At 73.9% G+C, this 24635-nt stretch carries 23 protein-coding genes and 1 pseudogene; 8 read left to right on the plus strand and 16 right to left on the minus strand.

Going from position 1 to position 24635, the window contains the following annotated elements; genetic code table 11:
- Positions 1-55: 55 nt before the first annotated feature.
- Positions 56-1531 carry a glutamate--tRNA ligase gene (gene gltX / locus ACI799_RS15480; RefSeq protein WP_456613423.1) on the minus strand — a complete coding sequence of 492 codons (1476 nt, stop codon included), beginning with the start codon at positions 1529-1531 and terminating at the stop codon, positions 56-58.
- On the minus strand, positions 1528-2340 hold the full coding sequence (locus ACI799_RS15485) for a fumarylacetoacetate hydrolase family protein (RefSeq protein WP_456588847.1): 813 nt from the start codon (positions 2338-2340) through the stop codon (positions 1528-1530). Before ACI799_RS15485 ends, gltX begins: the two co-directional genes overlap by 4 nt.
- A gap of 42 nt (positions 2341-2382) precedes the next feature.
- On the opposite strand from ACI799_RS15485, the gene ACI799_RS15490 reads away from it, so the two are divergent.
- From ACI799_RS15490 to ACI799_RS15500, 3 genes are all read left to right on the plus strand, one after another.
- A complete protein-coding gene (locus tag ACI799_RS15490) occupies positions 2383-2763 on the plus strand; it encodes a VOC family protein (protein ID WP_456597995.1) in 381 nt (126 codons plus the stop codon).
- Positions 2764-3001: 238 nt separating this feature from the next.
- Entirely contained in the window at positions 3002-3328 is a 327-nt protein-coding gene (locus ACI799_RS15495; RefSeq protein ID WP_456588849.1) for a putative quinol monooxygenase, read from the plus strand.
- 8 nt (positions 3329-3336) lie between these two features.
- Positions 3337-4059, plus strand: coding sequence for a glutamine amidotransferase (locus ACI799_RS15500; protein WP_456588850.1), 723 nt, complete (start codon positions 3337-3339; stop codon positions 4057-4059).
- Here ACI799_RS15500 and cimA read toward each other — a convergent pair.
- Complete coding sequence (gene cimA / locus ACI799_RS15505; protein WP_456588851.1) at positions 4050-5633, minus strand: citramalate synthase; 1584 nt, start codon at positions 5631-5633, stop codon at positions 4050-4052. The two genes, ACI799_RS15500 and cimA, sit on opposite strands and share 10 nt — an antisense overlap.
- A gap of 214 nt (positions 5634-5847) precedes the next feature.
- On the opposite strand from cimA, the gene ACI799_RS15510 reads away from it, so the two are divergent.
- Positions 5848-6252 (plus strand): hypothetical protein, encoded by a 405-nt coding sequence (locus ACI799_RS15510; RefSeq protein ID WP_456613424.1) that lies wholly within the window; start codon positions 5848-5850, stop codon positions 6250-6252.
- Positions 6253-6256: 4 nt separating this feature from the next.
- Here the strand turns inward: ACI799_RS15510 and ACI799_RS15515 are convergent, their stop codons facing one another.
- Both ACI799_RS15515 and ACI799_RS15520 read right to left on the minus strand, forming a co-directional pair.
- Positions 6257-6754, minus strand: coding sequence for a hypothetical protein (locus ACI799_RS15515; RefSeq protein ID WP_456588853.1), 498 nt, complete (start codon positions 6752-6754; stop codon positions 6257-6259).
- Between the two features lie 27 nt (positions 6755-6781).
- Positions 6782-7804, minus strand: a complete 1023-nt coding sequence (locus tag ACI799_RS15520; RefSeq protein WP_456588854.1) for a 3-isopropylmalate dehydrogenase — start codon at positions 7802-7804, stop codon at positions 6782-6784.
- 145 nt (positions 7805-7949) lie between these two features.
- Between ACI799_RS15520 and ACI799_RS15525 the strand changes: the two genes are divergently transcribed.
- Together ACI799_RS15525 and ACI799_RS15530 are read left to right on the plus strand one after the other, a co-directional pair.
- Complete coding sequence (locus tag ACI799_RS15525; protein WP_456588855.1) at positions 7950-8771, plus strand: hypothetical protein; 822 nt, start codon at positions 7950-7952, stop codon at positions 8769-8771.
- Between the two features lie 120 nt (positions 8772-8891).
- Positions 8892-9506, plus strand: a complete 615-nt coding sequence (locus ACI799_RS15530) for a hypothetical protein (protein WP_456613425.1) — start codon at positions 8892-8894, stop codon at positions 9504-9506.
- 69 nt (positions 9507-9575) lie between these two features.
- On the opposite strand, the pseudogene ilvC reads toward ACI799_RS15530, so the two are convergent.
- From ilvC to ilvD, 5 genes and pseudogenes are all read right to left on the minus strand, one after another.
- A pseudogene (gene ilvC / locus ACI799_RS15535) lies at positions 9576-10622 on the minus strand (ketol-acid reductoisomerase); the annotation flags it as partial.
- A gap of 82 nt (positions 10623-10704) precedes the next feature.
- On the minus strand, positions 10705-11232 hold the full coding sequence (gene ilvN / locus ACI799_RS15540; protein ID WP_091933248.1) for an acetolactate synthase small subunit: 528 nt from the start codon (positions 11230-11232) through the stop codon (positions 10705-10707).
- 11 nt (positions 11233-11243) lie between these two features.
- Positions 11244-13127 (minus strand): acetolactate synthase large subunit, encoded by a 1884-nt coding sequence (locus tag ACI799_RS15545; RefSeq protein WP_456613426.1) that lies wholly within the window; start codon positions 13125-13127, stop codon positions 11244-11246.
- Between the two features lie 234 nt (positions 13128-13361).
- On the minus strand, positions 13362-16175 hold the full coding sequence (locus ACI799_RS15550) for a putative bifunctional diguanylate cyclase/phosphodiesterase (RefSeq protein ID WP_456613427.1): 2814 nt from the start codon (positions 16173-16175) through the stop codon (positions 13362-13364).
- A 68-nt stretch (positions 16176-16243) separates the two neighbouring features.
- Positions 16244-17968 carry a dihydroxy-acid dehydratase gene (ilvD, locus tag ACI799_RS15555; RefSeq protein ID WP_456588859.1) on the minus strand — a complete coding sequence of 575 codons (1725 nt, stop codon included), beginning with the start codon at positions 17966-17968 and terminating at the stop codon, positions 16244-16246.
- A gap of 63 nt (positions 17969-18031) precedes the next feature.
- On the opposite strand from ilvD, the gene ACI799_RS15560 reads away from it, so the two are divergent.
- A complete protein-coding gene (locus ACI799_RS15560) occupies positions 18032-18418 on the plus strand; it encodes a PH domain-containing protein (RefSeq protein ID WP_456588860.1) in 387 nt (128 codons plus the stop codon).
- Here the strand turns inward: ACI799_RS15560 and ACI799_RS15565 are convergent.
- The gene (locus ACI799_RS15565; RefSeq protein WP_456599668.1) at positions 18412-19356 is read right to left on the minus strand and encodes a 2-hydroxyacid dehydrogenase; all 945 of its coding nucleotides are present in this window, start codon (positions 19354-19356) and stop codon (positions 18412-18414) included. The two genes, ACI799_RS15560 and ACI799_RS15565, sit on opposite strands and share 7 nt — an antisense overlap.
- A 73-nt stretch (positions 19357-19429) precedes the next feature.
- On the opposite strand from ACI799_RS15565, the gene ACI799_RS15570 reads away from it, so the two are divergent.
- Entirely contained in the window at positions 19430-20560 is a 1131-nt protein-coding gene (locus tag ACI799_RS15570; protein ID WP_456613428.1) for a PQQ-dependent sugar dehydrogenase, read from the plus strand.
- A 3-nt stretch (positions 20561-20563) separates the two neighbouring features.
- On the opposite strand, the gene ACI799_RS15575 is transcribed toward ACI799_RS15570, so the two are convergent.
- Genes ACI799_RS15575 through gatC form a run of 5 tightly spaced genes read right to left on the minus strand, consistent with a single transcriptional unit; the run spans position 20564 to position 24620 of the window.
- A complete protein-coding gene (locus tag ACI799_RS15575; protein WP_456613429.1) occupies positions 20564-21100 on the minus strand; it encodes a GNAT family N-acetyltransferase in 537 nt (178 codons plus the stop codon).
- A 10-nt stretch (positions 21101-21110) separates the two neighbouring features.
- On the minus strand, positions 21111-22610 hold the full coding sequence (gene gatB, locus ACI799_RS15580) for an Asp-tRNA(Asn)/Glu-tRNA(Gln) amidotransferase subunit GatB (protein WP_456588864.1): 1500 nt from the start codon (positions 22608-22610) through the stop codon (positions 21111-21113).
- Positions 22607-22801, minus strand: a complete 195-nt coding sequence (locus ACI799_RS15585; RefSeq protein WP_456588865.1) for a hypothetical protein — start codon at positions 22799-22801, stop codon at positions 22607-22609. The genes gatB and ACI799_RS15585 overlap by 4 nt, the downstream gene beginning before the upstream one ends.
- The gene (gene gatA, locus ACI799_RS15590; protein WP_456597980.1) at positions 22798-24306 is read right to left on the minus strand and encodes an Asp-tRNA(Asn)/Glu-tRNA(Gln) amidotransferase subunit GatA; all 1509 of its coding nucleotides are present in this window, start codon (positions 24304-24306) and stop codon (positions 22798-22800) included. Before gatA ends, ACI799_RS15585 begins: the two co-directional genes overlap by 4 nt.
- Positions 24303-24620: an Asp-tRNA(Asn)/Glu-tRNA(Gln) amidotransferase subunit GatC gene (gatC, locus tag ACI799_RS15595; protein ID WP_456588867.1), complete on the minus strand. Its 318-nt coding sequence runs from the start codon at positions 24618-24620 to the stop codon at positions 24303-24305. Before gatC ends, gatA begins: the two co-directional genes overlap by 4 nt.
- Between the last annotated feature and the right edge of the window lie 15 nt (positions 24621-24635).

The raw sequence follows: 24635 nt of genomic DNA on the forward strand, positions 1-24635 counted from the left end.
GGTGGCGGTCCGGCGTACGGCTCGTCGGCCGGACCGCCACCGGTCCCCGGGAAGGTCATCCCGCCGTCGCCACCGTGCGGGCCGCCGCGAGCCGGGCCATCGTCCGCTCGCGCCCGAGCAGTTCCATCGACTCGTACAGCGGCGGGGACACCGTGCGCCCGCTGACGGCGACCCGCACCGGCCCGAAGGCCTGCCGCGGCTTGCGCCCCAGGCCCTCGACCAGCGCGTCCTTGAGCGCCTGCTCGATGGCCGGGGTGGTCCACTCCGGCAGCTCGCGCAGCGCCGCCTCTGCCGCGTCCAGCACCTCGACCGCGCTGTCCCCCGCGAGCTGCTTCTCCGCCGCCTGTGGGTCGATGGTGACCTCGTCGACGAACAGGAAGCCCAGCAGCCCGACGGCCTCGGAGAGCACCACCATGCGCTCCTGGGCCAGCGGCGCGATCGCCCGCAGCACCGACTCCTGCTCGGCGGTGGGCGGCTCGGCGACCAGCCCGGCGCCCGCCAGGTACGGCACCACCCGGGCGGTGAACTCCTCGACCGGCAGGGAACGCAGGTGGGTGGCGTTGATCGCCTCGGCCTTCTTCAGGTCGAACCGCGCCGCGTTCGCGTTCACCTTCGTGACGTCGAACGCCTCCACCATCTCAACGACCGAGAAGATGTCGCGGTCGTCGGCGATCGACCAGCCCAGCAGCGCGAGGTAGTTGACCAGCCCCTCGGGGAGGAAGCCGCGCTCCCGGTAGACGTCGAGGTTGGACGTGGGGTCGCGCTTGGACAGCTTCTTGGTGCCCTCGCCGGTGACCAGCGGGAGGTGGCCGAACCGGGGGGTGCCCTGCGCAACGCCGATGTCGGTGAGCGCCGCGTACAGGGCCAGCTGCCGCGGGGTCGAGGGCAGCAGGTCCTCGCCGCGGAGGACGTCGGTGATGCCCATCAGGGCGTCGTCGACCGGGTTCACGAAGGGGTAGAGCGGGGCGCCGTTGCCGCGCACGAGCACGAAGTCGGGCACCGCACCCGCGGCGAAGCGCACCTCCCCGCGGACCAGGTCGGTCCAGCTGAGGTCCTTGTCGGGCATCTTCAGCCGCAGTACCGGGGACCGGCCCTCGTCGCGGAAGGCCTGCTTCTGGGCGTCGGTGAGGAACCGGTCGTGGTTGTCGTAGCCGAGCTTGGGGTCCTCGCCGGCGGCGCGGCGCCGGGCGTCGACCTCCTCGTTGGTCGAGAACGACTCGTAGGCGTGGCCGGCCTCGAGCAGCTTCGCGGCCACCTCCCGGTAGACGTCGTGCCGCTCGGACTGCCGGTACGGGCCGTTCGGGCCCCCGACCTCCGGCCCCTCGTCCCAGTCCAGCCCGAGCCAGCGCAGGCTGTCGAGCAGGTGCCGGTAGGACTCCTCGGAGTCACGGGCGGCGTCGGTGTCCTCGATGCGGAAGACGAACGTGCCGCCGTGGTGGCGGGCGTGCGCCCAGTTGAAGAGGGCCGTGCGGATCAGCCCGACGTGGACCAGCCCGGTTGGCGACGGGCAGAAGCGGGTGCGCACGGTCATCGGGCGCCACCGGCCGTCGAGACGGCGTCGGCCGCCGTCACGGTGTTGGTCAGCGTGCCGAGGCCCTGGATGCTGCACGCCACGGTCTGGCCGGGGCGGATCGGGCCCACGCCCGAGGGGGTGCCGGTGAGCACCACGTCGCCGGGCAGCAGCGTCATCACCTGCGAGATGTAGGAGATGAGCGTGGGGACGGCGAAGAGCAGCTGGCTGGTGCGCCCGGACTGGCGGCGCTCGCCGTCGACGTCGCAGGTCACCTCCAGGTCGCCGGCGTCGAGGCCGATGCCGGCCAGATCGGTCTCGATCCACGGCCCGAGCGGGCAGAAGGAGTCGAAGCCCTTGGCGCGGGTCCACTGCCCGTCGCTCCGCTGCATGTCCCGCTCGGTGACGTCGTTGCCGATCGTGTAGCCGAACACGCTGCCCAGCGCCTGCTCCGGCGTGACGTTGCGGGCCCCGCGGGCGCCGATCACCACAGCGAGCTCCACCTCGTGGTGCACGTTCGTGCTGCCGGGCGGGATGCGGATGGCGTCGCCGGGGCCGATGACCGACGTCGAGGGCTTGAGGAACAGCAGCGGTTCCTTCGGGGCCTCCCCGGTGTTCATCTCCTTGACGTGCTCGGCGTAGTTCTTCCCGACGCACACGACCTTGCTCGGCAGGATCGGCGAGAGCAGCCGGATGTCGGCCTGCGCGTAGCGGGTACCGGTGAAGGAGATCTGGCCGAAGGGGTGGCCCTCGATCTGGGCGACCTGGCCGTCCCCGTCGAGGACGCCGAAGGACATGCCCTGAGGAGAGGCGAAACGGACGATGCGCACGAGCCGAGGTTAGTCGCGCGCCGTTCTGCCTATCGTCCGCCCATGGCCTGCCGGTTCAGCGAACTCGTCGTCGACAGCCGGGACCCCGAGTCCCTCGCCGCCTTCTGGGCGGCGGTGCTGGGCTACCGGGTGCTGGGACGGGAGGAGAACGGCGAGGTCGAGATCGGGCCCGAGGCGGGGTTCGGCGGGCCGGCGCCCACGCTCATCTTCCAGCCGGTGGCCGAGCCCACCCCGGGCAAGGTGCGGCTGCACATCGACGTCAACCCGACCGACCGCGACCAGGCCGCCGAGCTGCAACGGCTGCTCGACCTGGGCGCGACACCCGCCGACGTCGGGCAGTCCGGCGACGAGAGCTTCCACGTGCTGGCCGACCCGGAGGGCAACGAGTTCTGCCTGCTGAGGACGCGGCTGGAGCCGCTGTAGGTAGCGCGGCTCCGCCCGTCAGGGGGACGGCAACTGGCCGCGGTATCGCGGCGAGTGGGGCCCGGAGGGTCCCGGGCAGCCGCGACGGAGCCGCTCCGCCCGTCAGGGGGACGGCAACTGGCCGCGGTATCGCGGCGAGTGGGGCCCGGAGGGTCCCGGGCAGCCGCGACGGAGCCGCTCCGCCCGTCAGGGGGACGGCAACTGGCCGCGGTGTCGGCCGGAGGCCGACAATGTGACCGTGATCCTGATCGTCGTGAAGTTCCCCGTCCGTCCCGAGCGCGCCGACGAGTGGACCGGGCTGGCCGCCGACTACGCCCGCGCGGTGAATGCCGAGGAGGGCTCGCTGTTCTTCGAGTGGTCGCGGAGCCTGGAGGAGCCCGACACCTACGTCTGCGTCGAGGGCTTCCGCGACGCAGACGCGGGCGCCGCCCACGTGGCCACCGACGCCTTCAAGCGCTTCGTCGAGCAGGCGCCGGACCTGGTGTCGGCGCAGCCGCAGATCATCTACGTGGACGCGCCCGAGGTCGCCGGGTGGGGCCCGATGGGTGAGATCCAGCCGCGCTGACACCTCAGGTGCGGCCCTTCCTGCTGCTGTCCTCCCGCCCGGAGGACGAGGCAGCCGACGAGGAGTACGCCTCGTTCCTGCGGTGCACCGCGCTGCCTGCTCGGCGCCTGCACCGGATCCGCTTGGAGACGGGGCCGCTGCCTGCGATCGATCTCGACGACTACGCGGGCGTCTTCCTCGGCGGCGGACCGTTCAACTCCTCCGACGAGGAGAAGTCGGCCGTCCAGGTGCGGGTGGAGCGCGAGGTCGGCGGCCTGCTCGACGAGATCGTCGACCGGGACCTGCCGTTCTTCGGCGCCTGCTACGGGATCGGCACCCTCGGCACCCACCAGGGCGGGGTCGTGGACCGCGCGTTCGGCGAGCCGGTGTCGGCGGTGGAGGTGACGGTGACCCCGGAGGGGCGGGAGGACCCGCTGCTGGCCGGGGTGCCCGACCGGTTCGCGGCCTTCGTCGGCCACAAGGAGGCATGCCGCGTCCTCCCACCGACCGCGGTGCTGCTGGCCTCGTCCGAGACCTGCCCGGTGCAGATGTTCAAGGTGAAGGAGAACGTCTACGCCACGCAGTTCCACCCGGAGCTCGACGTGGCGGGGATCGTCCAGCGGGTGCGCATCTACCAGCACGCCGGCTACTTCGCGCCGAGCGAGGTGGAGGCGGTCGTCGAACGGCTGACCCCCGCGGTGGTGACCGCGCCCGGCCGGCTGCTGGCGAACTTCGTCGCCCGCTACGGCTGAGGCCGGCGGATCACCGCGTAGGTGAGCGCGTCGACGAGCGCGTGCCACGACGCCTCCACGATGTTGGCGTGGACGCCGACGGTGGTCCACTCCCCCACCCCGTCGGTGGTGTCGATGAGCACGCGGGTGGTGGCGCTCGTGCCGCCCTTCCACCCCAGGATGCGGACCTTGTAGTCGGCCAGGGAGACGTCGGCCAGCTGCGGGTAGCGGTGCACCAGCGCCTGGCGGAGCGCGTTGTCCAGGGCGTTCACCGGGCCGTTGCCCTCGCCGGTGCTGATGATCCGCTCGCCGTCGACGTGCACCTTGACCGTCGCCTCGCTGACGACGACGCCGTTGCCCCAGTGCTCGACGGAGGTGCGGTAGCTCTCCAGCTCGAACAGGGGCGGCGGCGCCTCCGGCAGCTGGGCGCGCAGCAGCAGCTCGAAGGAGGCGTCGGCGGCCTCGAAGGACCAGCCGTCGGCCTCCAGCACCTTGACCTGGTCCACGACCCGGCCGATGGCGTCGGACTGGCCGGAGAGGTCCACGCCCAGCTCGCGCCCCTTCAGCTCGACCGACGCCCGGCCGGCCATCTCCGTGACCAGGATGCGCATGTCGTTGCCGACCACCGCGGGGTCGAGGTGGTTGTACAGCTCCGGGCTGACCTTGATCGCGCTGGCGTGCAGCCCCGCCTTGTGCGCGAACGCCGAGGCGCCCACGTAGGGCTGGTGGTCGTCGGGGGCGATGTTGGCCAGTTCGGCGATCGCGTGGCTGACCCGCTGCAGCTCCGGGAGGCACTCGGCGGGCACCGCGGGGATGCCCATCTTGGTGACCAGGTTGGCGATCAGCGCGAACGTGTCGGCGTTGCCGGCCCGCTCCCCGTAGCCGTTCGCCGTCCCCTGCACGTGGGTGACGCCGGCCTCGACCGCGGCCAGGGTGTTGGCCACGGCGCACCCGGTGTCGTCCTGGCAGTGGATGCCCAGCTTGCCGTCCACGCGGGATGCCACGTCGGCGACCACACGCCCCACCCCCATGGGCAGCATGCCGCCGTTCGTGTCGCACAGGACGCCCACCTCCGCCCCGGCGTCGAACGCCGCCTGCAGCACGCGCACCCCGTAGTCCGGGTCGGCGGCGTAGCCGTCGAAGAAGTGCTCGCAGTCGAGGAACACCCGCCGGCCGGCGGCGACGAAGAAGGCGACGGTGTCGGCCACCATCGCCAGGTTCTCCTCCAGGGTGGTGCGCAGCGCCTCCCGCACGTGCCGCACGTCGGACTTCGCCACCAGGCAGACCACCGGCGTCTCCGCGTCGAGCAGGGCGCGGACCTGCGGGTCGTCGGCCACCGCGACGCCGGCCTTGCGGGTGGACCCGAACGCCACCAGCTGGGCGTGCTCGAGCTTCAGCTCGGTCCGCGCCCGGGCGAAGAACTCGGTGTCCTTGGGGAGGGCACCCGGCCAGCCACCCTCGATGTACCCGACCCCGATCTCGTCGAGCAGCCGGGCCACCGCCAGCTTGTCGGCGACCGAGTAGCTGACCCCCTCCCGCTGGGCGCCGTCGCGCAGCGTGGTGTCGAAGACGTGGAAGTCGGTCTCGGTGGTCACGGTGTCTCCCGGGGATGGCAAGGGCCGAACACGAAAAAGACCCCCCGGGTACGGGAGGTCTGCGCGCAGTCGGGGAGGTGACTGCGCGCTAGGCGATGATGATCGTGCCGCTGGTGTGCATCGCCGACCATGAAAGCACGGGAGGCGCGGTGCGCGGCACCCCCGTCCCGGAAACCGGGCGACGGGCCACCGCCTGCGCTGGTACCCACTCCTGGTGATCCCGACCGAGTGGACCCCCGTGCACCGCCCCGTCGACGGCGAGCTGGTGGGCTGGCTGGCACCCGACGGCGCCGCCGGCCAGGTGCGCCCGGTGCTGCTCACCGGCGCTCCCCTGGCCGGCCCCCGGTCCCCCGGCGACGCCGCGGCGCTGCTGCGCACCGAGGGGCTGCGCGCACTGGACCGGCGGTGGTGGGCCCGGCTGCCCGAGCCGTTCCCCGCCGGCACCGTCGCGGCCGGGGAGCCGGGCGAGGACTGGACCTGGCAGCCGGTCGTGCTGGTGGAGTCCTCCCCCGCCGGCTGCACGGTGCGCCCGGAGTGGCCCGCCCCGGGCGGGACCGGGCGCGCCGTCCTCCCGGTGCCGGTCGGCGACCTGCTGCGCGAGCAGCCTCCGGAGGGCTGAGACGTCACCCCCGGTCGGGGACCCGGGCGCGCAGCCGGTCGCTGAACTCGACGTCGTAGGGCAGACCCCGGAGGTCCTCCGCGACGACCTCGACACCCGCGGCGCGCAGCAGCTCGGCGAGCCATTCCCAGGGGTGGTCCTCGCCGGTGTCCTCCGCATCGTCCGGGAGCACGGTCGTGCGCACGTCGTCGGCCAGGTGCGCGAGGGTCAGGCCCTGCCACGGGTCCGCACCGCCGCCGAGCGTGAACCCCCGCTCGTCGTGCAGCCGGATGCGGCGCCCGTCCGCCAGGACGGCGAACTCCTCGACGCGGAACGAGATGCCGCCCGGATCGAGGACCGGCTCGTCGGGGGCCGGCACGTACGGCGCGTACCCCCACCGCGAGGTGGCGCGCTCGCCCGCCCGCGCGTCGTCGCCCTCGGCGCCGGCGAGCAGCCGTCGGCGGGCTTCCTCCTCGGTCACCAGGTCGCACCATGCGCCCAGCCCGACCACCGGCGTCCCCACGACCCGACCGTAGCGCCGGCCGGAAGGTCAGCCGCCGGCGAGGGCGGCGAGCCTGTCGCCGACGTCGGACGTGCGGATCGTCGCCCGCGGGTCGCGGGTGGACAGGTCGAAGGCGACGGCGGCGTCCACCTTGCGCGCCTGCTCGGTACGGCCCAGGTGCTCCAGCAGCAGCCCGACCGAGAGCACGGTCGCGGTCGGGTCCGCGATGCCCTGACCGGCGATGTCGGGGGCGGAGCCGTGCACCGGCTCGAACATGCTCGGGTTGGCCCCCGAGGCGTCGAGGTTGCCGCTGGCCGCCAGGCCGATGCCCCCGGTCACGGCGGCTGCGACGTCGGTGACGATGTCGCCGAAGAGGTTGTCGGTGACGATGACGTCGTAGCGGCCCGGGTCGGTGATGAAGAACATCGACGCGGCGTCGACGTGCTGGTAGGCGACGGTGACCTCAGGGAACTCGACCGACACCTCCTCCACGATCCGCGACCAGAGCCCGCCGGCGTGGGTCAGCACGTTGGTCTTGTGGATCAGCGTCAGGTGCTTGCGCGGGCGCGCCACGGCCCGCTCGAACGCGTAGCGGACGACCCGCTCCACCCCGAAGGCGGTGTTGAGGCTGACCTCGGTGGCGATCTCCTGCGCGGTGTCCTTGCGCAGCACACCGCCGTTGCCGACGTAGGGACCCTCGGTCCCCTCGCGGACGCACAGCATGTCGATCGGGCCGGGCTCGACCAGCGGGCTGCGCACACCGTCGAACAGCTTCGCCGGGCGCAGGTTGACGTGGTGGTCCAGCTCGAAGCGCAGCCGCAGCAGGAGCCCGCGCTCGAGGATGCCCGGGGGCACGCTCGGGTCACCGATGGCACCGAGCAGGATCGCGTCGTGCCGGCGCAGCTCGTCGAGCACCGTGTCGGGCAGCAGCTCCCCCGTCCGCTGCCACCGCGCGGCACCCAGGTCGTAGGGGGTCGTCTCCAGGTCGGGGGCGACCGCGCGGAGGACCTTGAGTCCCTCCGCCACGACCTCGGGTCCGATGCCGTCTCCGGGGATCACTGCCAGGCGCATGGGAAGGGACCCTAGGTCAGGGGGTGGGGTGTTCGGCGGGCCGGGCCGCGCGTGGCCCCACCCCGCCGGGTCCTTGCCCCCGTGTGGGCGCACCGACATCCTGGGCACCGAAGCCGGCACGGGCCGGCCCCGACGGAGGAGAACAGTGAGCCAGTCCGACGACCAGGGTCGAAACGATCCCCAGTCCTCCGCTCCTGGGAACGGGCAGGACCACGGCCAGCCCCCGTACGGGCAGCAGCAGCACGGGCAGCCCCAGCACGGTCAGCAGCAACACGGGCAGGGCCAGTACGGGCAGCAGCAGTACGGGCAACCCCAGTACGGGCAGCACCAGTACGGGCAGAGCCCCTACGGCCAGCCCCAGTACGGGCAGCCCCAGTACGGGGAGCAGCAGTACGGGGAGCAGCAGTTCGGGCAGAGCCCCTACGGCCAGCCGGGGTACGGCACGCCGGCCCCCTACGGTCAGCAGTACCCGCAGCCGTACGGCCCGTACGGCGCTCCCGGCGTCCCCGCCAAGCCGGCCGGCGTGATCACCGCGGCCGTGCTCGGTTTCGTCTACGGCGCCATCGGGCTGCTGGTCACCTTCTTCCTCTTCGTCGTGGGCGCGGCCGCCAGCGGCGCCGGCGGCGGGCTGGACGAGGAGATCCCCGGCTTCGGGGCGGTGACCGGTGCCGTCGGGGGCGTGCTGATCGGCTTCGGTGTGCTGGCCCTGGCCTGGACCGTCGTCATGATCTGGGGGGCGGTCTGGGCCCTCACCGGCCGCAGCCGGGTGCCGCTGCTGGTCGGCGGTTCGATCGCCCTGGCCTTCACCACCATCGGCCTGCTCGGCACCCTGGCCGACGGCACCGCCGGCGATGTCGTGGTGAACCTGATCTTCTTCCTGGCTGCCCTGGCGATCGTCGTCCTGCTGGCCATGAAGCCGGCCACGCAGTTCTTCGCCGCGCACCGCTACCGGCGTACCGGTCACTGAACCGGGTGCTTCCGGCCGGAACGGCCCGTTCCGGCCTGCCGGGCCCCCCTGCAGGTGTGAGGATTGCTACAACCCGCGTCCGTCGGCCCCGACGGATCCCTCGAGCAGGAGGTAGCTGCGATGTCCGGCCCCACGCCCGGTTCCGATCCCGACCACCCGCAGGGAGGGTCGCCGCAGGGGCAGCCCGGCTGGGGCCCGCCGCCCGGCCAGCAGCCCGGCCAGGGATACGGCCAGGGCCAGGGCTACGGCCAGGGGTACGGCCAGGGGTACGGCCAGGGGTACGGCCAGCAGCCCGGTGGCTACCCCGCCGCCCCGGCCGGCTACGGGCAGGCGCCCGCCGGCCAGCGCCCGGGTCAGGTGACGGCGGCCGCCGTCATCGGGGTGGTCATCGGCGGGCTCGGGACCCTCGGCGGACTGCTGACCCTCTTCGCGATCGGTGCGGTCTTCGAGGTCGACGCCCTGCTGGGCATCCTGGCGCTGCTGTCGTTCGCGGCCGCCGTCGTCCTGCTGATCGGCGGCATCCAGGTGCTGCGTGGCCAGGACCCGAAGCTGCTCCTCCTCGGCAGCTACGCGTCGATCGGCCTGCAGCTGCTGTACCTGCTCTGGAGCCTGGTGCAGGAGGAGGGCTTCATCTTCACCGGGCTGCTCGGCTTCGTGCTGCCGGTCCTCATCGTCGTGCTGCTGCGCAGCGGCCAGTCCCAGCAGTACTTCGCGGCCCGGGGCCAGTCCGTCTGAGTCCCCACCCCACGCGAGACGGCCCCCGCTGCGTGCGCAGCGGGGGCCGTGGTCGTCGTGCGGCCCGGATCAGTTGCGGGCGGCCGTACCGGTGTAGTCGTCGGACGCCGAGACCCAGCTCATCAGCCCACGCAGCTTGCGCCCGGTCTCCTCGATCGGGTGCGCCTCGGCGGCGGCCCGCTTGGCCTTGAAGTCGGGCGCGCCGGCGTCCTGGTCGGCGATGAAGGCCGCGGCCCAGGAGCCGTCCTTGATCGCGCCGAGGACCTCCTTCATCGACTCCTTGACCCGGGCGTCGATGACCTTGGGCCCGGAGGTGTAGTCGCCGTACTCGGCGGTGTCGGACACCGACCAGCGCTGCTTGGCGATGCCGCCCTCGTACATGAGGTCGACGATCAGCTTCAGCTCGTGCAGGCACTCGAAGTAGGCGACCTCCGGCTGGTAGCCGGCCTCGGTCAGCGTCTCGAACCCGGCGGTGATCAGCGCGCTGGCGCCACCGCACAGGACGGCCTGCTCACCGAACAGGTCGGTCTCGGTCTCCTCGGCGAAGGTGGTCTTGATGACGCCGGCGCGGGTGCCCCCGATCCCCTTCGCGTACGAGAGCGCGAGCGCCTGCGCGCTGCCGCTGGCGTCCTGTTCCACGGCGATCAGGCAGGGCACGCCCTTGCCGTTCTCGAACTCGCGGCGCACCAGGTGGCCGGGGCCCTTCGGGGCGACCATCGCGACGTCGACACCGGCCGGGGGCTTGATGTACCCGAACCGGATGTTGAAGCCGTGGCCGAAGAACAGCGCGTCGCCGTCCTGCAGGTTGGGCTCCACCGACTCGGCGTAGAGGTGCCGCTGCACGTGGTCCGGCGCCAGGATCATGATCAGGTCGGCCTCGGCGGCCGCCTCGGCGGGCGTGACCACCCGCAGCCCCTCGGCCTCGGCCTTCGCCCGGCTCTTGGACCCCTCGGGCAGGCCGACGCGGACGTCGACGCCGGAGTCGCGCAGCGACAGCGCGTGGGCGTGCCCCTGGCTGCCGTAGCCCAGGACGGCGACGGTCCGCCCCTGGATGATCGAGAGGTCGGCGTCGTCGTCGTAGAAGATCTCGGCGGCCATGCTGGTGGTTGTTCCCTTCGGTAGGTGACGTGCTGGAACGGCCCCGTCGCAGGGGCCCGCGGCGTGCGGAGCGCGTCGTGGGGGGCGACGGGGTCCTTGCTCAGGCGGTGCGCTCGACCGGGCGCAAGGTACCGGCGCCGGACATCGCCCGCGGCCCCCGGCCCAGGGCGACGGTCCCCGACTGGGCCATCTCCTTGATCCCGAGGGGGGCGAGCACGGCCAGCAGGGCCTGGAGCTTGTCGGGCGTCCCGGTGGCCTCGAGGGTCACCGTGTCGGGGTTGACGTCGACGACGCGGGCGCGGAACAGCTCGGCGGTCTGCAGCACCTGGGTGCGCTCGGCCATCGGCGCGCGCACCTTCACGAGCAGCAGCTCGCGCTGCACGGCGGCCTCGCCGTCCAGCTCGACGATCTTGATGATCTCGATCAGCTTGTTGAGCTGCTTGGTGATCTGCTCGAGCGGCTGGCTCTCCGCGTCCACGACGATCGTCATGCGGGAGAGGTCGGGGTTCTCGGTCGGCCCGACGGCGAGGGACTCGATGTTGAAGCCGCGACGGCTGAACAGCGCCGAGACGCGGGCCAGCACACCCGACTTGTTCTCGACGAGGACCGACAGTGTGTGACGGGACATGGGTGCGCTCCTCAGACCTGGCCGTCGCCGAAGACCGGGCGCAGGTCGCGCGCGGCCAGGATCGCGTCGTTGCTGGCGCCGGCGGCGACCATCGGCCACACCTGGGCGTCGGCCCCGACGACGAAGTCGATGACCACTGGCGCGTCGTTGATGGCCATGGCCTTCTCGATGACGGCGTCGACGTCGTCCTTGCTCTCGCACCGCAGCCCGACGCAGCCCAGCGCCTCCGCCAGGGCGACGAAGTCGGGGATGCGCACCGGCTTGGGCGAGCCGTCGGGGTTGCGCGCGTGCAGCTTGGTGTTGGAGTAGCGGCCCTCGTAGAAGAGGGTCTGCCACTGCCGGACCATGCCGAGGTTGCCGTTGTTGATGACGGCGACCTTCACCGGGATGCCCTCGATGGCGCAGGTGGCGAGCTCCTGGTTGGTCATCTGGAAGCAGCCGTCGCCGTCGATGGCCCACACGGTGGTGTCGGGGCAGCCGTACTTGGCGCCCATCGCCGCCGGGACGGCGTAGCCCATGGTCCCGAGGCCGCCGCTGTTGAGCCAGGTGCCCGGCTTCTCGTACCTGATGAACTGGGCCGCCCACATCTGGTGCTGACCGACGCCGGAGGTGTAGATCGCCTCCGGACCGGCGATCGCGCCCAGCCGCTCGATGACGTACTGCGGCGACAGCGCGCCGTCCTCGGGCCAGTCGTAGCCGAGCGGGTAGCGCTCGCGCCAGTCGTCGAGCTGCGCCCACCACGCCGCCAGGTCCGGCGTGCGGCCGGCCGCGTGCTCGGCGCGCAGGGCCTCGACCAGCTGCGCGATGGTCTCCTTGGCGTCGCCCACGATCGGCACGTCGGCCTTGCGGTTCTTGCCGATCTCGGCGGGGTCGATGTCTGCGTGGACGACCAGGGCGCCGGGCGCGAAGCTGGAGAGCTCGCCGGTCACCCGGTCGTCGAACCGAGCCCCGAGCGCCACGATCACGTCGGACTTCTGCAGGGCGGTCACCGCCGCGACCGTGCCGTGCATGCCCGGCATGCCCAGGTGCTGGGGGCTGCTGTCGGGGAACGCCCCCCGGGCCATCAGGGTGGTGACGACGGGGGCGCCGGTCAGCTCGGCGAGCTCGGCCAGCTCCGCGGTCGCCTGCGCCTTGAGCACCCCGCCGCCGACGTAGAGGACCGGGCGACGGGCGCCGGCGATCAGGCCGGCCGCCTCGCGGACCTGCTTGCCGTGCGGGCGCGTCGTCGGCTTGTAGCCCGGGAGGTCGAGCCGGGGCGGCCAGGTGAAGTCGGTGGTCGCCTGCAGGACGTCCTTGGGGATGTCGACCAGGACGGGGCCGGGGCGGCCGGTGGAGGCGAGGTGGAACGCCTCGGCGATGCGCTGCGGGATCTCCTCCGCCGTCGTCACCAGGAAGTTGTGCTTGGTCACCGGCATCGTGATGCCGCGGATGTCCGCCTCCTGGAAGGCGTCGGTGCCGATGGCCGCGCTCGGGACCTGGCCGGTGATCGCCACGATCGGGACCGAGTCCATGTAGGCGTCGGCGAGCGGGGTCACCAGGTTGGTGGCGCCGGGGCCGGAGGTGGCCATGCAGACGCCGACCCGGCCGGTGGCCTGGGCGTACCCGGTGGCCGCGTGCCCGGCGCCCTGCTCGTGCCGGACGAGGACGTGGTGGACGTGCGAGTCGAACAGCGGGTCGTACGCCGGGAGGATCGCCCCGCCGGGGATGCCGAAGACGACGTCGACGCCGACCGCCTCGAGGGACCGGACGAGGCTCTGCGCGCCGGTGATGCCGGTGGCCGGCTGGGCGGCGGCCTCGGCCACGGAGCGGGCCGTGGTCTCGACGCCGGTCAGCGCGGCGGCGGCCTCGCGGGTGGCGGCCTCGGAGTGGGGGGCCTCGTTCGGGGTGCTGGTCATCGCGCGGATCTCCTGTGCCTTGCGGCGTGGTGCGGGCTGGTGCGACGGGCGGCGTGCTCGCTGTGCGGCGGATCACGGCCAACAAAAAACCCCTCGTGCCCCGGGCACGAAGGGTCAGCGCGTCGGTCGGTGACCGGACGCGCTAGGCGAGTACGAGGACGCCGAGGGTGCGGGCGTCGGCGAGCATGAGGGTGCGAGGCACGGGGACACTGTGCGCCTGCCGACGCCCCTGCGTCAACCGCCGCGTCCCACCAGGTGGACACCGGCGTCCAGATTCGGCGGTCCCGGCTCGGCCGCGTCGAGTATGGAGTCGTCGAACGAGGCGAGCAGCGCCCGCAGTTCCGCGAACGGCATCGGCCGCCCGAAGAGGTAGCCCTGCAGGTAGCGGCAGTCCATGGCCTGCAGGTGGGCCATCTGCGCCTCGGTCTCCACGCCCTCCGCGACGACGTCCATGCCGAGCGTGCGGCCGAGCTCCACGACGGCGGCCACGAGCACGCGCCCCCGGGGACCGGTCTCGATGCCGGCCACGAACTCGCGGTCCATCTTCAGGATCTGCACCGGCAACCGCGCCAGGTAGGCCAGCGAGGACCACCCCCGCCCGAAGTCGTCCAGGGAGAGGACGACGCCCATGCCGCGGAGCGTCTCGAGGTCGCCGAGCACCCCTTCGTGCACGTCCAGCAGCACGGACTCGGTGATCTCCAGGACCAGCTTGCCGGCGGGCAGCTGGGCGGCGGTGAGCGCGGCGGCCACGTCCGGTGCCAGGCAGCCGGCCTGCAGGTGGCGCACCGAGACGTTCACGCCCATCTGCACGTCCCAGCCGTCGGCCAGGAGCACGGCCGCGTGCTCCGTCGCCACCCCGAGCACCCAGCGCTGGAGCGGCACGATCAGCCCGTCCTCCTCCGCCAGCGGGATGAACTCGTCCGGCGGCACGGTGCCCAGGAGCGGGTGCTCCCAGCGCACGAGCGCCTCCAGCCCGAGCACCCGGCGGTCGTGCACCCCGACGACGGGCTGGTACAGCACGCGCAGCTGGCCCTCGGCGAGCGCCGTGGGCAGGTCCCGGGCCAGCCGGGTGCGGCGGACCAGCGCCGCGTCGATCGCCTCGCCCGAGGAGCGCACGCAGCGCTTGCCCGCGGCCTTGGCCGCCCGCAGGGCGAGATCGGCCTGTCGGACGGTGTCCGACGCGTCGGCGACGGGATCGAGCTCGGCCAGGCCGATGCTCCCCGAGACGGCGAACCGCGGGCCGCTGCCCTGCCCGTCGGCCGACGGCGCACGGAACGGTCGGTCCAGCGCCACGACCAGCCGCTCGGCGAGCCCGGTCGCCTCTCCGAGCCCCCCGGGCACCAGCAGCGCGAACTCGTCCCCGCCGAGGCGGGCGACGAGGTCCTGCGCGCGGGCGCCGTCGCGCAGCTGGTCGGCCACCTGGACGAGCAGCTGGTCGCCGGCCTCGTGTCCGGCGACGTCGTTGACGGCCTTGAAGCCGTCGAGGTCGACCAGCAGCACGCAGCCCGCGTGCCCCTCGGCGGCGCGTAGCCGCGCGTCCTCCAGGGCGGCGAGGAACCGGGCGCGGTTGGGCAGCCCGGTCAGGTAGTCGGTGTAGGCCATGCGCTCCAGCTCCCGCTGGGTGGTCCGGCGAGCGGTGACGTCGCGCAGGTGGAGGACCAGGCCCTCCCGCAGCCCGGTCCCCGGCACCCCGGCCCGCGCGGCACCGGCGAGCTCGACGTCGCGCCGGTCCCCGCCGCGGGTGCGCAGCCGCACGGTCGGCGGCAGTGCGGCGGGGTCCGCCGGCACCCGTCCGCCGAGCACGTCCTCGAGCACCACGTGGTCGTCGGGGTCGACCAGGTCGGCCAGCAGGCGACCGGTGAGCTCCCGCTCGGGCCACCCGAGCTGACCGTCGGCCGCGCCGGAGACCCAGCGGACCCGGCCGCCGCCGTCCAGCACCACGGTGACGTCCTCGGCGCTGGCGGCCAGCGCGCGGAAGTAGGCCTCGGTCTGCAGCAGCCGGCGGGTGAGCCGCCCACCGTCGACCACCCACAGCAGGCTGCGGATCGAGGTGCAGACCATGAGCAACCCGATCGCCACCTGCTCGAGCCGGGTGAACACGTGCCCGGCGCTCAGCACCACGATGACCACGCCGGCGACCCCGTAGGCCGACGCGTGGCTGACGGCCAGGCCGAACAGCGGCAGGCCGTCGGCATCCCTGCCCTGCGCGGGGAGCCGCCCGGGGTCGGTGTCCACGGCGCGGACGCCGGCGGCGAGCATCCCCGACCAGGCGATGCTGACCAGCAGGTCCGCGGGCCGCTCCCCCAGCACATGGGCCAAGGCGGGCGCGACCCCGAGGACCGCCGTCCCCACCGCCGCGACCAGCAGCCACACCGCCGGGCGCCGGCGGGACGCGGGCGCCCGGGTGACGACCACGAGCGCCACCGCGCACAGCAGCGCACCCGCGGCGGGGTACCCCATGTTCTGCAGCACGCCGGTGACGCCGCCGCCGCGGACGCCCGACCGGGAGAGCACGAGCCCGGTGAGGAGCACGACCGCGACCAGCACGATGGCGCCGTCGAGCAGCTCCCGCACGCCGGCCCGCCCGCTCCGGCGCGGCAGCAGCAGGAAGCAGGCCGCGAGGCCGAGCGGCAGCGCGAGCACCTGCGGGACGTGGACCAGCGCGCCGTCCACGGCGCCGAGGAGGCGGCCGGCGGCCAGCAGCACGCCGGCCGCCGCCACCGCCTGCCACGGCCGGCGGGCGGCGGGGTCCAGCCGGGCCGCGTGCCTGCGGACGACGAGGGCGGTGGCGAGTGCTGCGCCCGCGAGGAGGACGGTCAGCAGGCGTTCGGCGCCCGCACCCAGGCCGGGCCGGGCGATACCGCCGCACAGCGCCAGCACGGCGAGCGCGACGTAGAGGAACACCGACTCCCGCCGCTCCCGCGCGGACGCGGCCGACGGCAGCAGGCCGATCGGGCAGGTGCGCAGCGGCGCGGCGAACGGGAGCGCCGCGAACGGCTCGGGCACCGACGGCGCACCGCCGTCCCGTCGCCGCGCGTCGGAGTCCACGACCCTCTGGTCGGCAAGGACCCCGGGGCGGTGGAGCCGCCACCGTCCCGGGGTCACCCCAAGGGGGGTCAGCCGCAGATGGCGCCCTGGGCGGCCGAACCGACGAGCTTGGCGTACTTGCCGAGCACGCCGGTGGTGTAGCGCGGCGGCAGCGGCTCCCAGCCCTCGGCCCGGCGGGCCAGCTCGTCGGCGTCGACCAGCAGGTCCAGCGTGCGGGTCGTCAGGTCCAGCCGGATGCGGTCGCCGTCGCGCACGAAGGCGATCGGGCCCCCGTCGGTCGCCTCCGGGGCGACGTGGCCGATGCACAGGCCGGTGGTGCCGCCGGAGAACCGGCCGTCGGTGAGCAGCAGGACGTCCTTGCCGAGTCCGGCGCCCTTGATCGCGCCGGTGACCGCGAGCATCTCGCGCATGCCCGGGCCGCCCCGGGGGCCCTCGTAGCGGATGACGACGACGTCGCCGGCCTGCAGCGTGCCCTCGGTGACGGCGTCCATGGCCCCCTGCTCGCCGTCGAACACGCGGGCGGTGCCCTCGAACACGTCGGCGTCGAAGCCGGCCGACTTCACGACCGCGCCCTCGGGGGCCAGCGAACCGCGGAGCACCGAGAGCCCACCGGTCGCGTGGATCGGGTCGTTCATCGCGTGGATGATCGCGCCGTCGGGGTCCGGCGGGGCGATGTCGGCCAGGTTCTCGGCCATCGTCTTCCCGGTGACGGTGAGCACGTCGCCGTGCAGCAGACCGGCGTCCAGGAGGGCGCGCAGGACCACCGGGACCCCGCCGACGCGGTCGACGTCGGTCATGACGAACCGGCCGAAGGGCTTGACGTCGGCCAGGAGCGGGGTGCGGTCGCCGATCCGGTTGAAGTCCTCGAGCTCGAGGTCCACCTGCGCCTCGTGCGCGATCGCCATGAGGTGCAGGACGGCGTTGGTCGAGCCGCCGAGCGCCATGACCACGGTGATCGCGTTCTCGAACGCCTTCTTCGTCATGATCTGGCGCGCGGTGATGCCCTTGCGCAGCAGGTTGACCACCGCCTCACCGGAGGCGACCGCGTACGCGTCGCGCCGGTTGTCGGGGGCCGGCGGGGCGGCGCTGCCGGGCAGCGCCATGCCCAGGGCCTCGGCGACGCTGGCCATCGTGTTGGCGGTGTACATGCCCCCGCACGAGCCCTGGCCGGGGCAGGCGGCGCGCTCGATCGCGTCGAGCTCGTCCTGGGTGATCAGCCCGCGGGCGCAGGCCCCGACGCCCTCGAAGACGTCGATGATCGTCAGGTCCCGGTCACCGAGCTTGCCCGGCATCGTGGAGCCCGAGTAGAGGAAGACGCTGGCCAGGTCCAGGCGCGCGGCGGCCATGAGCATGCCCGGCAGGGACTTGTCGCAGCCGGCCAGCAGCACCGAGCCGTCCAGCCGCTCGGCGAACATGACGGTCTCGACCGAGTCGGCGATGACCTCGCGGGACACCAGCGAGGCGCGCATGCCCTCGTGGCCCATGGAGATGCCGTCGGAGACCGAGATGGTGCCGAACTCCAGCGGGAAGCCGCCGGCGGCGTGCACCCCCTCCTTGGCCCGCTTGGCCAGCCGGTCCAGCGACAGGTTGCACGGGGTGATCTCGTTCCAGGAGGACGCGACGCCGATCTGCGGCTTGGCGAAGTCGTCGTCCCCCATCCCGACCGCACGCAGCATCGCCCGCGCCGGGGCCTTCGCCAGCCCGTCGGTCACCTCGTAGCTGCGGGGCTTGAGCGGGCTGTGCGTCGCGCTCGCTGGCTCGTTTCCGGGGATGAGGTCCTCGCCGATCGTCACGAGCGGCGATGGTAGGCCCGTCGCCGGACCGACCGGGGGGCGCGGGTGGGAGGATCGCCCTCCGTGACCCCTCCTGCCCGCTTCCGGATGAACCGGAGCGCGCTGCTGCCCGTGATCCTGCTGGCCCTCGGCATCCTCCCCACCGCCCTCGTGAGCCCGTGGACCCTCCTGCTGCTGCTGGTCCCGGTGGCCGTGGCCGCCTGGGTCCTGCGGACCGGCGTCGACGTCGACGACCGCGGCATCACCGCACGCTCGCTCGTGGGATCCCGGACCGTGCCCTGGCCCGAGCTGGCGGGCATCCGTCTCGGCCGGCGGGGGGAGCTGTGGCTGGTGACGACGAGGTCGACCGAGGTGCGGCTGCCGGTGCTGCGGGTGCGTGACCTGCCCCGCCTGGCCGCTGCCTCGGGCGGGCGCCTCGACGATCCTTCCGCCCGCCCCGTGGGTCAGTAGTCGCCGACGACGTTGGCCAGCGGCCGACCCGCGAGGATCCGGCCGATCTGCTCGGTGACCGCCGCCGTGGCCCGCTCACGGGTCGCCGGCACCTCCCCGCCGACGTGCGGGGTGAGCAGCAGGTTCGCCGCATCCCACAGCGGGTGGCCCTCCGGGAGCGGCTCGGGATCGGTGACGTCGAGGGCCGCGCGCAGTCGCCCGGACGAGAGCTCGGCCAGCAGGGCCCCCGTGTCCACGACCGGCCCGCGCGCCGCGTTCACCAGCAGGGCACCGTCGGGCATGGCGGCCAGGAAGCGCGCGTCGACCAGCCCGGTGGTCTCCGGGGTCAGGGGGACGAGCAGCACGACGACGTCGGCTGCGGGCAGCAGCTCCGGCAGCTCGGCCACCGTGCGCACGCCCTCGCGCGGGCGGCGGGCCACGTAGGTCAGCCGCACGTCGAAGCCGGCGAGCATCCGGCCCACCGTGATCGCGATGTCGCCGGCGCCGACGACCAGCACCCGCGCGCCGACCAGTGACCGGTGCGTGGCGAACGACCACCGTCCGGCCTCCTGCTCACGGACGAAGAACGGCAGCCCGCGCTGGGCAGCGAGAGTCGCCGCCACGACCCATTCGGCGGTCGCCGGGGTGTGCGCGCCCCGGGCGTTGCAGAGCACGACGCCCTCGGGCATGCGCCCGGCGAACCCCTCCGCCCCGGCGCTGGTCAGCTGCACCAGCCGCAGCCGCGGCAACGCGTCGAGGAAGCCGTCCGGCGGCGGCGCGGAGCCACCGCCGGCCACCCAGACCTGGGCCTGCGCGGGCTCGCCGCGGGGCGGGCCGTCCGCCGGCGCCACCCGGTGCGCCCGCACCCGCGGCGACAGCGCCTCCACCACCTCCGCCAGGCGCCGGGAGGGCACCAGCACGTGCAGCGTCTCGTCGGCCGTCAGCTCGAGCGTCGTCACCGCCTCACGCTAGCCAGCCCCGGTCGCACGCGCGCACGCCGACAGCGCATCCGCCGCACGTACCCTGGGCCCGGTGAGACCGAGGAGGGCGCGGAGCGCGCCGCGGGTGGTCACCGCACTCCTCGCCGGAGTGCTGCTGGCCGGCTGCGGCGGGGGCGGCTACGAGCCCGCCGGCCCGTTCCGGCCGCTGCCGGAAGCCCCCCCGCCCCAGGTGGGTCCGCCCCCGGCAACCCTGCCGCCGCCGGCGGACCCCGCCCAGCCGGGCTCGGGCGAGGAGGTCGGCGACCCCAACGTCGTCGCCACCGGGCTCAGCGTGCCCACGGGACTGGTCGTGCTGCCCGACGGGTCGGCGATCGTGGGCGAGCGGGACACCGGCCGCCTGCTGCAGGTCTTCCCCGACCGGTCGCCGGCGCGGGAGCTCATGACCGTTCCGGAGCTGGACACCAGTGGTGACGGCGGGCTCCTGGGCCTCGCCCTCTCCCCCACCTTCGCGGAGGACGGGCTGCTGTTCGCCTACGTCACCACCGCGACCGACAACCGCGTCGTGCGGTTCCCCGTCGGCGGGACGCCGAACCCGGTGCTGACCGGCATCCCGCGCGGTGAGACGGGCAACGGCGGCGGCCTGCTCACCGGAGCCGACGGCCACCTCTACGTCGGCACCGGGGACGCCGGGGACCCGGCGCTCGCCGCCGACCCGGACTCGCTGGCCGGCAAGGTGCTGCGCATCGACGTCTTCGGGCGCGCGGTCGGTGGGAGCAGCCCGGTGCACAGCCGGGGGTACCGCGACGTGACGGCACTCTGCCAGGACGGCGAGCGGCTCTACGCCACCGACGAGTCACGGCAGGGCCCCGACGAGGTCGACGTCGTCCAGGAGGGGGGCGTCGGCACGCTCCTGCTGCCGATCCCGGCCGAGGAGGGCGGTCTCGGCGGCTGCGCGGCGGCGAACGGCACGGTGTTCCTGGGCGCGCTCGACGGGCAGCGGGTGCACGTGATCACGCTCGACGAGAACGGCGTCCCGGTCGAGGGGGCCGCCGACGAGGTGCTCGTCGGCAGCTACGGCCGGCTGCGCACCGTCGTCCTCGACCCCGAGGGCGCGCTCTGGGTGACGACGTCCAACCGCGACGGCCTCGGCGCCCCCGCCGACGACGACGACAAGGTGCTGCGGATCCGTCCCCCCGGCGGCCAGCCGAATTCGCCGCTGTAGGGATCAGCGCACGAACCGGTGGACGACGTGCAGCCGGGAGTCGATCGGGTTGTCCGGGGTCAGCTCCCCCTCCGCGTACCAGGTCGCGCCCGCCCGCCGCAGTGCCCGCCAGGAGGCCTCGTTGGCCGCCACCACCGGCACCAGGACGTCGTGTGCGTCGGGGTGGTCGGCGAAGCCGCGCGCCACGGCCGCCGCGATCAGCGCGGCACCGAGCCCCCGGCCGCGGGCCGACGGCTCCCCCACCAGGTAGTCGATGCTCAGCGCCCCCGGCGGCACGGGGCACACCGCGCTGAGCTCGGCGAGGGACTCCGGCTCGTCGTCGAAGCGGTAGACCTGCACCAGCCCGAACGGCTCGCCGTCGTGCACGCCGAGGTACACCGAGGTGGCGTCGGTGCCGTCGATGCTGGGCCCGTACTGCGCCTCCACCGCTGCGGGGTCGTCGTCCCACCACCGCGCCACGAGAGGCTCGGCGAGCCATCGGGCCAGCAGTGGGAGGTCCGACCGCCGCAGCGGCCGCAGCACCACCTCGGGCAGCTCCACGCCGCAGAGGCTAGGACGAGACGAGCCGCTCCTCGAGCATCCGCTTGACGGTGGCGGCGTCGGCCTTGCCGCGGGTGGTCTTCATGACCGCACCCACCAGCGCCCCGATCGCCTGCACCTTGCCGCCGCGCACCTTCTCGGCGACGTCGGGGTTGCCCTCGATGGCGGCCTCCACCGCGGCGACCAGCTCGTCGGACTCACCCAGCACCGCGAGGCCGCGGGACTCCACGACCGCCGCCGGGTCGCCCTCGCCGGCGAGCACGCCGTCGAGCGCCTGGCGGGCGAGCTGGTCGTTGACCGTCCCGGCCTGCACCAGGCCCGCCAGCTCCGCGACCTGTCGCGGCGTGACCGGCAGCTCGGTGAGCTCGACGCCGGCGTCGTTGGCGCGGCGGGCCAGCTCGCCCAGCCACCACTTGCGGGCGTCGGCGGGCGAGGCACCGGCCGCGACGGTCTCGGCGACCAGGTCGACGGCCCCCGCGTTGGCGATCCACGCCATCTCGGTGGCCGACAGGCCCCACTCCTGCTGCAGCCGGGTCCGGCGGGCGGCGGGGAGCTCGGGCAGCGCGGCACGCAGGCCCTCGATCCACTCCTCGTCCGGGGCGAGCGGGACGAGGTCGGGCTCGGGGAAGTACCGGTAGTCGGTGGCCTCCTCCTTGCTGCGGCCCTCCGAGGTGCTCCCGGTGTCCTCGTGGAAGTGCCGGGTCTCCTGCACGATGCGCCCGCCGGCGTCGAGGACGGCGGCCTGGCGGCGCATCTCGTAGCGGACGGCCCGCTCGACCGAGCGCAGCGAGTTCACGTTCTTGGTCTCGGTGCGCGTGCCCCACTCGAGGCTACCGATCGGCGCCAGCGAGGTGTTGACGTCGCAGCGCAGGTTGCCCTGCTCCATGCGCACCTCGGAGACGCCGAGGGTCAGCAGGATCTCGCGCAGTTCGGTGACGTAGGCCCGGGCCACCTCGGGCGCCTTGGCGCCGGTCCCCGGGATCGGTCGGGTGACGATCTCGACCAGCGGGATGCCGGCGCGGTTGTAGTCGACCAGCGAGTGGTCGGCGCCGTGGATGCGCCCGGTGGCGCCACCGACGTGCAGGTTCTTGCCGGTGTCCTCCTCGATGTGCACCCGCTCGATCTCGACGCGGTAGGTCTCGCCGTCGACCTCGACGTCCAGGTGCCCGGCGGTGCACAGCGGCTCGTCGTACTGGCTGGTCTGGAAGCCCTTGGGGATGTCCGGGTAGAAGTAGTTCTTCCGGGCGAAGCGCGACCAGCCCGCGATCCGGCAGCCCAGCGCCAGGCCGATGCGGATCGTCGACTCGATGGCGGCAGCGTTCACCACCGGCAGGGAGCCGGGCAGCCCCAGGCAGACCGGGCAGGTCTGCGTGTTGGGCTCGGCGCCGAACGTGGTGGAGCAGCCGCAGAACATCTTCGACGCGGTGCCCAGCTCGACGTGCGTCTCCAGACCGATGACCGGCTCGTAGCGGGTCAGGACCTCGTCGAGGCCGACCAGGGTGTCGCTCATGAGGGGTCGTTCTCCTTCGGGGCGGCAGGGCCCTGCTGCTGGCGGCCGGTCACCACGGCGCCGACGGCGGTCAGCACGCCGAGGACCAGGAAGACGGCGAAGACGGCCCGGCCGGTGACGGCCCAGCCGACGATCCCGGCGAGGACGACGAAGGCGGTGAGGGCCCAGGCGGCCTTGAGCGGGCCGTTCACGCCGCGCCGCCGATCGCGTCCAGCAGCGCGTGGCCGCGGGCCGCGTCCTGCGCCGCCTCCAGCGCGGCCGCCACGCGGTAGCAGCGGTCGTCGGCCAGGGCAGGCGCCATGACCTGGAAGCCGACCGGCAGGCCCTCGGAGAGCCCGCACGGCACCGAGATGGCCGGGATGCCCGCGAGGCTGGCCGGCAGCGTGCACAGGTCGGCGGCGTACATGGCGATCGGGTCGTCGACGCGGTCACCCAGTGACCACGCGACGGTGGGGCTGGTCGGGCTGACCAGCACGTCGACGTCGTCCCACGCGGTGGTGAAGTCCCGCGTGATCAGGGTGCGCACCTTCTGCGCCTGCCCGTAGTAGGCGTCGTAGTAGCCGGCCGACAGCGCGTAGGTGCCGAGGATGATCCGGCGCTTCACCTCCGGGCCGAAGCCCTGCTCGCGGGTCAGCGCCATGACCTCGTCGAGGTCGCGGCTGCCGTCGTCACCGACCCGCAGGCCGTACCGGACGCCGTCGAAGCGGGCCAGGTTGGACGACGCCTCGCTGGGCGCGATCAGGTAGTACGCCGGCAGGGCGAGGTCGAACGCCGGGCAGGAGACCTCGCGGACCTCCGCGCCCATGCTCTCCAGCAGGGCCACCGTCTCGCGGAAGCGAGCGAGGACGCCGTCCTCGTAGCCGTCGGTGTGCCCCTCCCCGCCCAGCTCGCGGACGACGCCGACCTTCAGCCCGGCCAGCTCCCCCTGGGCGCCGCGGCGCGCGGCCTCGGCCAGCACGGGCACCGGCGCGTCGATGCTCGTGGAGTCCAGCGGGTCGTGCCCGGCGATGGCCTCGTGCAGCAGTGCGGCGTCCAGCACCGTCCGCGTCATGGGGCCGGCCTGGTCGAGGCTCGAGGAGAAGGCGATCAGCCCGTAGCGGGAGACCGAGCCGTAGGTGGGCTTGTGGCCGACCAGCCCGGTGACGGCGGCCGGCTGGCGGATGGACCCGCCGGTGTCGGTGCCGATGGCCCACGGGGCCAGCCCCGCGGCGACCGCGGCCGAGGAGCCACCCGAGGAGCCACCCGGGATGCGGTCGGTGTCCCAGGGGTTGCGGGTGACCTGGTAGGCGGAGTTCTCGGTGGACGAGCCCATCGCGAACTCGTCCATGTTGGTCTTGCCGAGCAGCACCGTGCCGGCGGCCTTCAGCCGTGCGGCGACGGTCGCGTCGTAGGGCGGCCGCCAGCCCTCGAGGATCCTGGAGCCGCTGGTGGTGGGCACGCCCTCGGTGACGACGACGTCCTTGAGGGCGAGAGGAACGCCGGCCAGCGGGCCGAGCTCGGCCCCGGCGGCGCGGGCGGCGTCGACCTCGCCGGCGGCCTGGAGCGCGGCCTCGGCGTCGACGTGCAGGTAGGCGCCGATGACGGCGTCCTGGTCGCTGATCCGGTCGAGGTACGCGCGCGTCACCTCGACCGCGCTCACCTCGCCGGCCTGCAGCGCCTCGCTGAGCGCGGCGGCGCTCGTGGTCGGGATGGTCACGCCTCCTCCCCGAGGATTCGCGGGACCCGGAAGCGGTCGTCCTCCGCGGCCGGGGCGCCGGCGAGGACGACGTCGCGGGGCAGGCTCGGGCGGGCGGCGTCGGGGCGCATGACGTTGGTCATGGGCACGGCGTGCGTGGTCGGGGCGACCTCGGCGACGTCGGCCTTGCCGACCTGCGCCACGGCGTCCAGCACGGCGGCGAGCTGGCCGGCGAAGAGATCCAGCTCTTCGTCGCTCACGGCGAGCCGGGACAGGTGTGCCAGGTGGGCCACCTCGTCACGGGTCAGTCGACCCTTCGGGGAGGGGGTGCTCATGCTGCGGCGGAACTC

The sequence above is a fragment of the Blastococcus sp. SYSU DS0753 genome, from assembly GCF_054051175.1.